14 protein-coding genes are annotated in these 12,881 nt (G+C 62.8%); 10 read left to right on the top strand and 4 right to left on the bottom strand.

Features of this window, described 5'->3' with window-relative positions; genetic code table 11:
• The first annotated feature begins 138 nt into the window (after window positions 1–138).
• A complete protein-coding gene (locus tag RA24_RS01160; RefSeq protein WP_019298193.1) occupies window positions 139–834 on the top strand; it encodes a Crp/Fnr family transcriptional regulator in 696 nt (231 codons plus the stop codon).
• Between the two features lie 30 nt (window positions 835–864).
• Here the strand turns inward: RA24_RS01160 and RA24_RS01165 are convergent, their stop codons facing one another.
• A complete protein-coding gene (locus RA24_RS01165) occupies window positions 865–2,211 on the bottom strand; it encodes a methyl-accepting chemotaxis protein (RefSeq protein ID WP_019298192.1) in 1,347 nt (448 codons plus the stop codon).
• 306 nt (window positions 2,212–2,517) lie between these two features.
• Entirely contained in the window at window positions 2,518–2,727 is a 210-nt protein-coding gene (locus RA24_RS01170; protein ID WP_039150935.1) for a hypothetical protein, read from the bottom strand.
• Window positions 2,728–2,850: 123 nt separating this feature from the next.
• Between RA24_RS01170 and RA24_RS01175 the strand changes: the two genes are divergently transcribed.
• From RA24_RS01175 to RA24_RS01195, 6 genes are read left to right on the top strand one after another with little or no spacing between them, the layout of a single operon-like run.
• On the top strand, window positions 2,851–3,303 hold the full coding sequence (locus RA24_RS01175; RefSeq protein WP_039150931.1) for a c-type cytochrome: 453 nt from the start codon (window positions 2,851–2,853) through the stop codon (window positions 3,301–3,303).
• A gap of 13 nt (window positions 3,304–3,316) precedes the next feature.
• Complete coding sequence (locus RA24_RS01180) at window positions 3,317–4,660, top strand: cbb3-type cytochrome c oxidase subunit I (protein ID WP_039150928.1); 1,344 nt, start codon at window positions 3,317–3,319, stop codon at window positions 4,658–4,660.
• Window positions 4,661–4,663: 3 nt separating this feature from the next.
• Window positions 4,664–5,458, top strand: coding sequence for a CbbQ/NirQ/NorQ/GpvN family protein (locus RA24_RS01185; RefSeq protein WP_039189168.1), 795 nt, complete (start codon window positions 4,664–4,666; stop codon window positions 5,456–5,458).
• Window positions 5,459–5,462: 4 nt separating this feature from the next.
• Window positions 5,463–7,343: a nitric oxide reductase activation protein NorD gene (locus RA24_RS01190; protein WP_039189172.1), complete on the top strand. Its 1,881-nt coding sequence runs from the start codon at window positions 5,463–5,465 to the stop codon at window positions 7,341–7,343.
• Window position 7,344: 1 nt separating this feature from the next.
• Entirely contained in the window at window positions 7,345–7,518 is a 174-nt protein-coding gene (locus tag RA24_RS22405; RefSeq protein WP_019298186.1) for a hypothetical protein, read from the top strand.
• A complete protein-coding gene (locus tag RA24_RS01195; protein WP_019298185.1) occupies window positions 7,515–7,739 on the top strand; it encodes a hypothetical protein in 225 nt (74 codons plus the stop codon). The genes RA24_RS22405 and RA24_RS01195 overlap by 4 nt, the downstream gene beginning before the upstream one ends.
• A gap of 117 nt (window positions 7,740–7,856) precedes the next feature.
• Here the strand turns inward: RA24_RS01195 and RA24_RS01200 are convergent, their stop codons facing one another.
• Window positions 7,857–8,105 (bottom strand): calcium-binding protein, encoded by a 249-nt coding sequence (locus RA24_RS01200; protein WP_019298184.1) that lies wholly within the window; start codon window positions 8,103–8,105, stop codon window positions 7,857–7,859.
• 426 nt (window positions 8,106–8,531) lie between these two features.
• Between RA24_RS01200 and RA24_RS01205 the strand changes: the two genes are divergently transcribed.
• On the top strand, window positions 8,532–9,557 hold the full coding sequence (locus RA24_RS01205; RefSeq protein ID WP_152612786.1) for a GNAT family N-acetyltransferase: 1,026 nt from the start codon (window positions 8,532–8,534) through the stop codon (window positions 9,555–9,557).
• A 27-nt stretch (window positions 9,558–9,584) separates the two neighbouring features.
• A complete protein-coding gene (locus tag RA24_RS01210; RefSeq protein ID WP_039189177.1) occupies window positions 9,585–10,814 on the top strand; it encodes a polysaccharide biosynthesis/export family protein in 1,230 nt (409 codons plus the stop codon).
• Window positions 10,815–10,862: 48 nt separating this feature from the next.
• Here RA24_RS01210 and RA24_RS21630 read toward each other — a convergent pair whose 3' ends face one another.
• A complete protein-coding gene (locus tag RA24_RS21630) occupies window positions 10,863–12,026 on the bottom strand; it encodes a glycosyltransferase (RefSeq protein WP_052269499.1) in 1,164 nt (387 codons plus the stop codon).
• Between the two features lie 118 nt (window positions 12,027–12,144).
• Between RA24_RS21630 and RA24_RS01220 the strand changes: the two genes are divergently transcribed.
• Window positions 12,145–12,879: a hypothetical protein gene (locus RA24_RS01220; protein ID WP_039189180.1), complete on the top strand. Its 735-nt coding sequence runs from the start codon at window positions 12,145–12,147 to the stop codon at window positions 12,877–12,879.
• Window positions 12,880–12,881 lie beyond the last annotated feature (2 nt).

The following is a 12,881-nucleotide window of genomic DNA, read 5'->3' on the forward strand; positions in this document are numbered from 1 at the left end:
AGCTCCGGCAGGCAGGGGGGAGGGAGGCTCCCTCAAAACCGGTTTCCCGTTTTTTCCCGCACGGTTGTTTCCTCTGCGGCCACTATGCGATAACGGCGGGGTGACCACTTTGTCCTTCAGCAAACTTGCGGTGCATTCTTGTCCAAGCTCGACGAAAGCCTTCTCTCCGGGCTGCCGCCCTTCAGCCTCCTGGAGCGCAGCCAGATCCGCGAAATCCTCGATCAGGCGCTGCCCAAGCGGTATGATGAGGGGGCGGAGATCTTTCATGAGGGCCATGACGCCGAGAGGTTTCACCTGCTTCTGGATGGCTACATCCGGGTGGTGAAGACCACCGAAGGCGGCGAGCAGATCATCGCGCTGCATATTTCGCCCGGCCAGCTGTTCGGCATTGCGCCGGCGTTGAACCGCGACACTTATCCGGCGACCGCGGTGGCGGCCTCGGAATCGCTGGCGCTGTCCTGGCCGGTGCGGCTGTGGGCAGAATTCACCGCCAAGTACCAGGGCTTCGCCACCGAGAGCTACAGCACCTTGGGCCAGCGGCTTGGGGAGATGCAGACGCGGATAACCGAACTGGCGACGCAAGCCGTGGAGCAGCGGGTGGCGGCGGCGCTGTTGCGAATGGTGAACCAGTCGGGCCGCAAGGTGGAGGAAGGGATCGAGATCGCCTTCCCGGTGACCCGCCGCAATATCTCAGAGATGACCGGCACTACGCTGCACACGGTCAGCCGTCTGCTGTCGGCCTGGGAGAAGGAGGGCATTGTGCACTCCACCCGCAAGCATATCGTGGTCACGGCCCCGCACAGGCTGGTGCTCCTGAGCGGGGCGCAGGGGTAGTATCTCCCGCCGCGGCGGCGAATGATGAGGTCAGAAGTTATCCCAACCCTGGGCCATCGGCAGATCTTCCTGTCCAGGCCGTGTGTCCGTGAAGGAAGCTGGCGGTGCGGATTTGCGGGCCGTTGCTGCCGGTTCCGGTCCCTCGCTGCCATCTTTGAACTTGGACACCTCCTGGGTGAGATGGCAGGCGTCATTGGTCAGCATCTGACTCGCCGCTGAGGTCTGTTCGACCATCGCCGCGTTTTGCTGGGTGACCTGATCGAGCTGCGCAACCCCCTGATTGATCTCAATCAGAGCCGTCGACTGCTCGGAAGCGCCGGTTGCGATATCCTGGATATGCTCTGAGATTGTGGCGACGCTCTTGATGATCTGCTGCAGTTCTTCGCCGGACTTGCCAACAAGATCGACGCCTGCCGCGACCTGCCGGTTGCTTTCACCGATCAGCTGCTTGATTTCGCCGGCAGCGTCCGCGGAGCGCTGGGCAAGCGCGCGGACCTCGGAAGCAACAACCGCGAACCCGCGTCCGGCTTCACCGGCCCGGGCGGCTTCAACGCCGGCGTTCAGCGCCAGAAGGTTGGTCTGGAACGCGATGTCGTCAATCACTCCAATGATTTTGGAGATCTGTTCAGAAGAATTTTCAATCTGCGCCATCGCGTCAATTGCGCTGCTCACGACCTCGCCGCTGCGTTCTGCCGATGTTTTGGCTTCTGTTACGATGCCGTCCACTTTCTGGGCGCCTTCGGCAGAAGCTTTTACAGTTGCTGACAGCTGTTCAATGGCCGCAGCCGTTTCCTCCAGGGTGGCGGCCTGGCTTTCAGTCCGCTGGGACAGGTCGCCGGCTGACTGCGAAATTTCCTGGGCGGTGCGGCCAACTGCGGAGGACACTTGCTTGACCGTCCTCACAGAAGAGCTGAGCTGCTCAAGCGAGTGATTGAACGTCTTGCCCAGGGCGCCGACATCCGGAAGGTCGGAAACCGCGACCCGGTGGGTCAGGTTGCCGCCGCTGAGTTCCTCAAGGCCTTCTCCGATCTCATCAAGCGCGCGGCGCCGCGCGGTGATGTCGGAGGCAACTTTCACCACCCTCACCACCTTGCCGTTTTCATCTTCCACCGGGGCATATGTCGCCTGGATCCAGATTGTTTCACCGGCCTTCGTCACTCGCGGAAACTGGTCCGAGAACACTTTGCCGCTGGCAAGATCCGACCAGAAGGTTTTGTAGTCATTTGATGCGACCAGTTCCGGAGCGACAAACATGGAATGGTGTTTTCCCTGGATCTCCTCCAGGCCATAACCCAATGCGCTCAAAAAGTTCTGGTTCGCGGTGATGATCGTGCCATCAGGGTGGAATTGAATGGTCGCCTGCGTGCGGTCAACCATTCCGGCGATAATGGCAGAGGTGTCGTCCTTCTCAGTCGTATTCGACTTTTTTCTCATAAAAAACACTAGCTGTACTCCAAGGATTGCTGGGCCTCACTCCTCTGGATCACCAGTCATATCGTAAAAACAGAATAAAAAAGTTAATGCGCCGTTGGCGCCTTCTGAGCAGGACGAGACATGAGTGCTTCAAGTCTTTCCAGGCAGTGCACCTGCCCAATCATACGGCACTGAAAGTACAAGCTCAGGTGTAAAGACAGTCAGCAGCGGGCGGATGCTTCGCGACCTGCAATCCAGCCCCGGCTAGTCTCAAACTAACGCGGCCCCCCGCAACTCCTCCCTGAATGCCATCTCCTCCAGCCCGTATTCCTCGCAGGCATCGATCAGCGTGTGGAACGGTGCGATCGGGCAGCCGGGGCAAAGCATCTGACGGTTCATGAACTCGCCCGCGCAGGCGGGCCAGTGGTGGAATAGTTCTGACAAAGGCAAGTCGGGATCGTCGAAATCGGGGCGGCGCATGGGCATCCTCCTTTTCCTGCATCTTGCGTGCAGCAATGGGGCTGGTCTTTGCGCTTCGACAATATTCGCGGCGGTGCGCGGGTTTAGGCAGAACCCATCCGCAACTGTACTCAGGACCGCGATATGTCAGAGATACTTACCAAGTCGCGGGCCAGGAACGTGTTCTACGGGGGCTCCTTGTTCTTCGTTGTCGTGTTCGTGGCCATGACCGCGCACAGCCACCGCTTCATCGTAAACACGTCCACCGCTGGCATGGAGCTGACCGACGAGGTGCGCCAGGGCAAGCATGTGTGGGAGCGCCACTCCTGCATCAACTGCCACACGCTGCACGGCGAGGGTGCCTATTTCGCACCCGAAGTGGGCAACGTCATGACCCGCTGGGGCGTGCTGGACGACCCGGAAGGCGCCTATGAAATGCTTGATGGCTGGATGAAGTCGCAGCCCTCCGGCGTCGAGGGCCGCCGCCAGATGCCGTTCTTCGACCTGACGGAAGAAGAGACCAAGGCCTTGTCCGAATTCCTGCGCTGGGCGGATCAGACCGATACCCAGAACTGGCCGCCGAACGACGCGGGCTGAGGGGAGAGAAACAATGAAATATCAATCTCAAAAAGTGGCCTATGCCTATTTCATGGTGGCAATGGGTCTGTTCGCCATTCAGGTTCTGGGCGGTCTGCTGGCCGGCTGGATCTATGTTTGGCCCAACACGCTGAGCGAGCTGTTGCCGTTCAACATCGTGCGGATGCTGCACACCAACGCGCTGATCGTCTGGCTGCTGCTGGGCTTCTTCGGTGCAGCCTATTACCTGGTCCCCGAGGAATCCGAGCGTGAGCTGTTCTCAGTGAAACTCGCCTATATCCAGCTGGCGATTCTGGTGGTCGGTACCCTTGGTGCGGTGGGCTCTTACCTCGTGGGCATCCATGGCGGGCGGGAGTTTCTGGAACAGCCCCTGTGGGTCAAGTTCGGCATTCTGGTCGCGGCGGTGATATTCCTCGTGAACATCTCGCTGACCGTGCTGGCGGGCCGCAAGACCGCGATCACCAACATCCTTCTTATGGGTCTGTGGCTGCTGTCGCTCTTGTGGATCTTTGCCTTCATCAACCCGGACAACCTGTCGCTCGACAAGATGTACTGGTGGTTCGTTGTCCACCTGTGGGTGGAAGCCACCTGGGAACTGGTGATGGCCGCGATCCTCGGCTACCTGATGCTGAAGCTGACCGGTGTTGACCGCGAGGTGGTGGAAAAATGGCTCTATGTCATCGTGGCGCTGGCTCTGTTCTCCGGCATCCTTGGCACCGGTCACCACTTCTTCTGGATCGGCACCCCCGGCTACTGGCAGTGGATCGGCTCGATCTTTTCGACACTGGAAGTGATCCCGTTCTTCGCGATGATGAGCTTTGCCTTCGTCATGGTCTGGAAAGGCCGCAAGAACCACCCGAACAAGGCTGCGCTGCTGTGGTCGCTGGGCGCATCTACCGTGGCGTTCTTCGGCGCGGGCGTCTGGGGCTTCCTGCACACGCTGCACGGGGTGAACTACTATACCCACGGCACCCAGATTACCGCCGCCCACGGGCACCTGGCCTTCTACGGCGCCTATGTGGCGATGAACCTGGCGATGTTCACCTATGCGATGCCGCAACTGCGCAACCGCGACCCCTATAACCAAGTGCTGAACATGGCCTCCTTCTGGCTGATGACCGGCGGCATGGCCTTCATGACCTTCGTGCTGACCTTTGCCGGTACCATCCAGACCCACATGCAACGCATTGTCGGTGAGTACTTCATGGACGTGCAGGACCAGCTGGGGCTGTTCTACCTGATGCGCCTCGGTTCCGGTGCTGTGGTGGTCCTGGGCGCGCTGCTGTTCATCTACGCAACCGTCGTGGTCCGCCGCGAAGTCATCAAACCCGGCCCCGCGGCCGTACCGGGAGAGTAAGCCATGAACGCGATGAACATGCCTTCCGTGCCCTTCTACCGTCCCGCAGGCGATGAATGCACCGTCTTCGAGATGGCCCAAGCCAACGGTCTGCCCCTTCTTCTGAAGGGGCCCACCGGCTGCGGCAAGACGCGGTTCGTGGAACATATGGCAGCCCGGCTCGGGCTGCCCCTCCACACCGTTGCCTGCCATGACGACCTGTCGGCTGCCGACCTGATCGGGCGCTACCTGCTGAAGGGCGGGGAAACCGTCTGGGTCGATGGTCCGCTGACCCGCGCGGTGCGCGAGGGCGGCATCTGCTACCTGGATGAGGTGGTCGAAGCCCGCAAGGACGTGGCCGTGGTCTTGCACCCGCTGACCGACGACCGCCGCCGCCTGGTGATCGACCGCACCGGCGAGGAGCTGGCCGCGCCCAAGCCCTTCATGCTGGTGGCCAGCTACAACCCCGGCTACCAGAACATCCTCAAGAAGCTGAAGCCCTCGACCCGGCAGCGCTTCCTGTCGATCGGCTTTGACTTCCCGGAAGCCTCCGCCGAAACTGCGGTCGTCGCTTGCGAGAGCGGCCTGGATGAGGACCGTTCCGCCGCGCTTGTGCGCCTGGCGGGCCATATCCGCAAGCTCTCGGGCATGGATTTGGAGGAAGGTGTCTCCACCCGTCTCTTGATCTACGCCGCCACACTGATTGCCAAGGGCATGAGTGTGGAGCGCGCGGTGGAAGCCGCTATCATCGAACCCCTCAGCGACGAGGCTGATGTGCAGCAGGCGCTGCGCGACCTTGCCGCCAGCGTTTACGGGTGAAGCCATGATCCACGCTCTCGACCTTCTGGAACCCGAAGAAACGGTTGGCAACCTGTGGCACGGCATGGCCACACGGATCGGCGCCGCAGAAGATGGGACCGAACACACCGTCCGGTTCGAGGACATGCGCGCCAGCGTGGCGGCCTTGTTCCGGGCGCTGGGCGGGGCCGGGGGCGTGGAAATCCAAGTGGCGCCCGCGGTGCTGTCGGACCACCGCCCGGACCGGCTGCGCCGCATCGGCACCCCGCGCGAGATGGCGCATATGGCCAGTTACGATGGTGAACGCTTACGCTTGCCGCCGGAGATGTCGGTTTTTTCCAGCCCCGGGCTGAACCGCAAGGCCTATCTGTGGCTGGCCGCAATGGCGGCCGTGATAGACCTGCCGGACCGCAACGAGGACTGTTATCAGGCCGACCAGCTGGAAATCGCCGCCAATGCCCGCGCCGCGGACAAGGTGTTCGCTGCCTGTCCAGGGCTGCGGTCTGCTTACGGAGCCTTCTGCGCTCATGTTGCTGAGACCCGCAAACGCAACGGCCTGCCGCGGTTCGAGGCACGGATCGAGCGGATGGTGCTGGATCAAATCGGCTCTGATTGCCGCATTGCCGAACCCTGCGCCTGCACCGCGCCGCGCGGCTACCGCACCTATCAGCCGGTGCCGTTCTGGCTGCGCCTGCCTGTGCCGCAGGCGGGCAGGGGCGCGGCCCCCGCAGCGGAAGAGGAAATGAAAACCCCAGGCCTTGCCGTCTCCACCCGCAAGACGGCCAAGCGCCAGGATCAGGACCAGACCACCCGCAAGGACAGTTTCATCGTTCACCGGTTCGAATCCATCCTGTCCTGGGCCGAAAGCCTGAACATCAACCGTATGGTCGATGACGACGACAACGAGAACGCCCAGAAAGCGGCAGAGGATCAGGACAACCTCACCCTCTCGCAGCACATGAAACGTGCGGCTTCGCGGCTGCGGATCTCGCTGGACCTGTCGCCGCAGGATGCCGAGCATGAACGGCTGGCGGGGCAGTTCACCTATCCGGAATGGAACCACCGGCTGGGCAAGCACATGCCCGCCCATACTTGCGTGCTGGAGGCCGAGGGCAACCCCGCAGACAGCTTCCAGCCCGATCCGCGGCTGGTTAGCCGCGTGCGCCGCCAGTTTGCGCCGCTGCACCCGCGCCGGGTGATGCTGCCGCGGCAGCTGGACGGTGACGAGCTGGACCTGGAAGCGGTGGTCAAATCCCATGTCGATCTGGCCTGCGGCCAGCAAGGCAGCGACCGCGTCTGGCAGGCCAGCCGCCCGATGGCCCGCGACCTGAGCGTGGCGGTGCTGATGGACTGCTCCCGCTCTACCGAGGCGACGGTCGGCGACCGCCCGGTGATCGAAACTGCCCGCGAGTCGCTTGCGGCTCTGGCCAGCGGCATCGCCACCGCGGGCGACCGGCTGGGCATCTGGGGGTTCTCCTCCCTGCGCCGCGACCGGGTGTTCCTGACCCGCGCCAAAGGGTTCGAAGACGTGATGTCAGAAGCGGTCACCGCCCGCATCGGCGGCTTCAAGCCCGGCCACTACACAAGGCTCGGCGCAGCAATCCGCCATTCCTCTGCCCAACTGGCAGAGGAAGGGTCCGAACGCCGCCTGCTCTTGGTGCTGACCGATGGAAAGCCAAACGATCTGGACCACTACGAAGGCGTGCATGGCATCGAGGACAGCCGCATGGCGGTGCGAGAGGCGCGCGCCCTGGGCCAATCGGTGCATGGCGTTGTGATCGACGCCGACGGGCAGGACTGGTTTGCCCGCATCTTCGGGCGCGCCGGGTTCACCCTGCTGCCTGACCCTGACCGGCTGCCGCGCGCGCTGCCGGAAATCTATCAATCCCTGACCATGGAGCACTGAGATGAAACGTATCCTCGCTCTGGCCTTGCTGGCCCCGTCCAGCGTATTTGCCACCAGTTTTGAACGGCCGATCCCGCAGCCGCAGACCGAAACCGCGGAGTTCTGGTTTCTGATGGGTTCCATCGCGCTGATCGTCAGCTTGGGGTTCGTCCAATACCTGGTGAGCCGGCGATGACACCGCGGCCCTCCTGGCGGTTGCTGGCAGCGCTTTACCCATTCGGGGCGGGGGCGGCGGCCGTCAACATCTTCTTTGCATCGCTGATTGCCAGCTGGATCGGCTGGCAGGTGCTGACCCCGTATGAGTCAGTGGCTTGGGGACTGCTGCTCGGCTTGCCGGCAACTTACATTTTTGCCCGCCATATCGAGCGGCTGAAGCGGCAGGCCGACGGCAGCTAATCCTTCATGGACGCGTAAAAAGGCCCTGCCGAGCAGGGCCTTGCACCATTTAACATCAGGGGGAACCGCAAGTGGCAAGGCGGCTGGTTTTGAGGGGGGAGCCGCCTTGCCGCGGGGTCAGCCAGCCGCTGCCAGCAGGCCGGCCTCCTCCGCTGCCTTCACCTCAGCCAGATCCGCCTCGCCGTCGGCATTGGCGTCGATGGTCGCAAAGGTTTCCTCTGTCAGGTCGGGAAACGCCGCCTGCAGCTCTTCCAGCGAATAGGTGCCATTGCCGTCGGTATCGGCCTCAGTGATGGAATCCATCGCCGCCAGCGGCGAAGCGGCCAAAGCAGCAAGGGCGGTGGCGGTCAGTGCGAGTTTTTTCATGTGAGACACTCCAACTAATTGTATTGATCTTCCTGAGGCCACGGAATTCCGCGTGCCATGGGCAAGTGCTAGGCCGATGCAGAGCCTGCTTCTATCCTCTCGGTGTAAGATGGCCGTTTCCGGCACCTGTATGCCGGAACTGCCTGATCCGCCCGGCGCTTTGCCGCCCCGGGAACCTCCTGATCCTTTCTCCGCCTAACGCGCTGGCCGTTTCTTGCGGTTATCTGCCAGTTCCAACGGCTGCCGCTATTTCACAAGCCTGCGTGGACAAGCACCGAATGCCATCTAGGTTGCATAGAAGTGTTCTGACGGGCGGGTATTTTGGCTTCAAAGACGGAAATCATAACGGATATTGGTGCACTGGCCGCGCTGCAGCCTGCCTGGGCGGAGCTGCATGCCGCGTCAGACGGCGGTCCGTTTTCGTCAATGGACTGGATTTTGTCCTGGGCCGGGGCCTTTGGCGAGGGGGCGGCACCGCGGATTGGCTGTGTCTGGCGTGATGGCCAGCTGACAGCGGCACTGCCTATGGGCGTGAAACGCGTGCCGCTGTGGCAAGGCGGGCCGCAGGTGCGCAAGCTGATGATGCTGTGCAGCGACCGTGCAGGGTTTCACGACATTCTGGCCGCACCTGGGCAGGAGGCGGATGCTGGTGCGCTTCTGGAGGAAATGCTGGCGGCAAAGGAGTGTGATTTCGCGGATCTGACACCTGTGCGGACAACACCGGCGCTCAGCCGGTTCAGCGAAGCATCTGGCAAGGGCGGTCTGCGCCGCCGTCAGCGTCAAGAGATCCGGGCGGCTGTCTGCCGCCATGATGACGGCCTGGATGCTTGTCTGGCCCGGCGCAGCAGGAAGTTCCGCAGTTCGCTGCGCGCAGGCCACAGGGCGCTGAATCTGCGGGAACATGAGATGCTGACTGCTGACAGTCCTGGCGACGCTTCCGACCGCATTCTGGATGCTGCACTGAGCCTGTCAGCACGGACCTGGAAAGCCCGGCTCGGCACCGACATCGGCTCCAGCAGGCGCACCCGTGACTTCTTTCAGGAACTTTGGCGGCGGATGTCGGCCAGCGGTACGATGTGCGTGCATCTTCTGACCATTGAGGGCCGCCCGGCCGCCAGCAGCCTGTGTGTGGAAGCCTGCGGAACCTCATACGGGCTGATCCTGGATTTCGACGAGTCATACAGCAAGATTTCACCCGGACGGATCATGGCCTGGAGGGGGGTCGAGGCTGCTATCGCGCGAGGCTGCAAAAGCTCGAACACGCTGCGCTCAACACCGTTCCTCGACCGTCTGGCGGATGAATTTGAAACCTTCCACCGGCTGCGCGTCTGCCGCCGGTACGGCGTGGCTGACCTGATGCTGACAGCCCAGGATCTTCTGCGCCCGGTTGGAAAAAAAGCGCGCAAGATGAAGCAGCTGCGTACCCGAAAGCGGTCCGCCTTCGTGGGCTGACCAAACTGGTAAAAGGAGGGACCGCATATGGCCCGCCGCACATTCATCACAAGACTGCAGGCCCGCTTGGCGGGGGCAGTCCTATTGGTCTGTCTGGCCGCCATTACCGCAGCTGCGCAAACGCCGGTGCTGGGGCCGGGGGACGAGGTAAATATCTCCGTTCTGAACCGCGAAGACCTCACCCGGGACTACAGGGTCCGCCCCGACGGCAGGCTGTCCCTGCATGTGGTCGGCGAAGTGCCCGCAGCGGGGCAAACACCGGCCGCACTGGAAGCCAGCCTGGAAGTGCTGCTGAGCGAGCGTACCGGCCTGCCGGCCTCAGTTGCCGTCAGCGTGAGCCGCTGGCGCCCGGTTTATGCCCTTGGCGATGTCGTGACACCCGGCGAAGTTGCTTACCGCGAGGGCCTTACGGTCGGGCGCATTCTAGCAGTGTCCGGGGGGTTATTTCCGCGCGAAAGCGAAGCGGCCTCCAGCCAGCTGGATATCCGGATCGCCGATGAACGCTCCAAGATAGCCGTGCGCCAATCCGCCATGGTGGACCTGCATGCGCAGCGGTTGCGGCTGCTGGCCGAAAGCTCTGGTGTGGTGTCCCTGGAGCCGGACGCCGCCTTCTCTGCCCTGGCCGGGCCGGAAGCGGATTCTCTGATTGCTGAGCAGATTGCGATTCTGCGGGCCCGGGCGGAACGCGACCAGGTGCGGGCGGCTTCCGTCCAGATCCAGGCGGACCTGGCCGCCCAGGAAGCGAGCGCCTTGTCCAGCCAGCAGACAATTCTGCGCGAGCAGATCGAAGCCAGTGCCAAAGCCCTGAAAGATCTGGAAAGCCTGCTTGACCGCGGGTTGACCAGCACCGAGCGGGTGCGCCAGCTGCGGTCAATCTACAACGACGAGAACATCGAGCTGATGCTCTCGGCCAGTTATGAGGCCCGCGCACGGCAGACGGAAATTAACCTGCTTTCCTCGGTCGAGGATGCCCGCCGGGTGCGGGCGCAGCAAATCACCGCAGAGCTGGCAACGGTCATGGCGTCCATCCGAAATGAAGAAGCGGAGGTCACCGCCTCGCGCGAGCTGATCCGGGCGCTGTCTGCGGCGCTGGGGCAAGTGCCCGCCACCGCACCGCTGCTGCCGCCGGAATACCGCATCCGCCGAAATACCGGGCAGGGCGAACAGGTTCTGCCAGCCGCATTGAACACTCAGGTCCTGCCAGGCGACCTGGTGGAGGTGCGCCGCGGCGGGTTTGCAGAGCTGGAGCCAGGCTGAAGCTGCGAGTGCGGAAGCGCTGTTCCCGCATCAAATGCTGTCTCGAAGCTACCGGATGTCCGCGGCCTTGCGGGCTGGCTGCAAAGGCACGGCTCCATCCGCTCTTAGAATCCCGCTGGCGAATTTGTCGAACGCGGCTACTGCAGAAGGTATCTTGTATTTAATAGCGGCCTCTTGCCCGCGGGCCAGTATTTCTGCGTCCGGCCGGGATTGCATCCCCTTGAGGATTGCAGCGGCAAGCGCGTCCGCGTCACCCGGAGGCACCAGCACGCCCAGCTTACCACCCTGGAGGATTGCTTCGGGGCCCAGGCAGCGGCTCGCCACCAGCGGTGTGCCTGCAGCCAAGGCCTCGACCGCGACATTTCCGAAACCTTCGCGCAAGGACGGCAGCACGGCCAGCTCTGCGCGGGCAAAATCGCGAAGCAGATCCGATGAATACCCCATCAGATGCACATGATCCGCCACGCCCAAGTCCTGTGCGAGTGTCTTCAGACTGGGATGCTGCGGTCCGGTACCGTAGATCAACAGCTTAGCGCCGGGCGTGGCCCGCCGCACCTCGGCAAAGGCCCGGATCAGCACGTCATGCCCCTTGTCCGGTATCAGCCGCCCGGCAGCCACGATCCTCCCCGGCACCCGGGCCGGAGGGTCGCGTCGCAGCCGGTCCAGATCGGCTTCGTTCAGAACAGGGTTTGGCAGGCAGGCCAGCGGCGGCCCGGGTAAGTTAAGCGCGTCCTGCCAGCCTTCGCCGATTGCGTGCAGCGGCACCGCCAGGTGATCCGCCCGCGGATAGAGCGCGCGGATCAGCAATTTCCGCAGCAAGGGGTGCCGTGCTGTGGCGAGATAGGTTTCCGCTGTCGTGTGCTCGGAAATCACCAGCTTTGGCTGCAGGTGCGGCGGCAGCAGGGAGACCGCCAGGACAGCCGAAAGATTCATGGCATTGGTGCCGGAGTATAAGACTGCGGCGGGATGTTTCCTCAGCAGCCGCGCCAATGCCCGGGACCTCTGCAGCAGCCCCCCACCGCCGCAATTCAGCATCGGCACGTCGGGGGGCAATTGCGCCAGAAGCTCCCCTTCGGCGCGGTTCAGTATCAGGACCGGTGCCCAGCGGCTGCGGTCTAGGTTGCACAGCAGCGCTTTCACAACCATTTCGATTCCGCCTGCTTTCAGATGCGGCAGGGCAAAGGTGAGGGTCTGCGGCTGAATGGCATTCATGTCCTGTCCCACCAGGGCAGTTTCCGGGCAAACCGGAAAAGAGCCCTATATCCTTAGTTTGTGTTCAACTGAGAGTAGGTCCGCCATGCGATTGCTCAAGTGCCGCCTGCGCAGGAGCGTGTTTCCTGTCCTGACCATTGCTGCTGCTCTGGCGGCGGGCGGCAGCAGTGCGGAGGACGTGTGCCCGTCCGAGGGCCGGTATTGGAGCTTTGGCAGTGGCGGAGAGCATGGCGGCTTCGCTCATGTGCAGTTGCAGCGCGGCACTGCAGTTCTGGTAAATGATCCGGTGCAGCCGGGAAACCAGGTGGCGCGGCTGACAGCAGGACCCAAACAGAAGGGCAAGGTGGGCAAGGCTGACTATATCCACCGGTTTGAACCGCTGCAGGCCGGCAGCGTGATCCTGATGCAGGCAAGGTTCTATTTCCCGTTGGGTACACCGCTCAACAGCCTGATCCTGATGGACCTGGAATGCGCGTCCTGCGGGCTGGAGACCAATCCCGGTGTACGGCTGTATCTGCGCCGCGGTATGCTGCGGGTGGATCGCTCCAAGATCGGCATCAAACAGGCGTTTCTGCCAACCGCACCGCATATGGTTGCGGCCGGGGGCTGGCACGAGGTGTCTTGGCAAGTGACCCTGGGCACAGGCGAGCAAGGCCGCTCTGTTGTGATGCTGGACGGTGAAAGGGTGAGCGATGTTCGCGGCACCACGCTGCTGACGCAGGAGATCGTTTCCCGCCATATGGACGTCGCAGTGCAGGAGCAGGCCGACCGATTTCAGGTTGGGCTGACCGCCAATTCGAACCCGCAAGCAGTGGAAATGCTGCTGGATGATGTCAGCTTCTGCCAGCTTTGACC

This window comes from Leisingera sp. ANG-M6, from assembly GCF_000813905.1.
Classification (GTDB): Bacteria; Pseudomonadota; Alphaproteobacteria; order Rhodobacterales; family Rhodobacteraceae; genus Leisingera.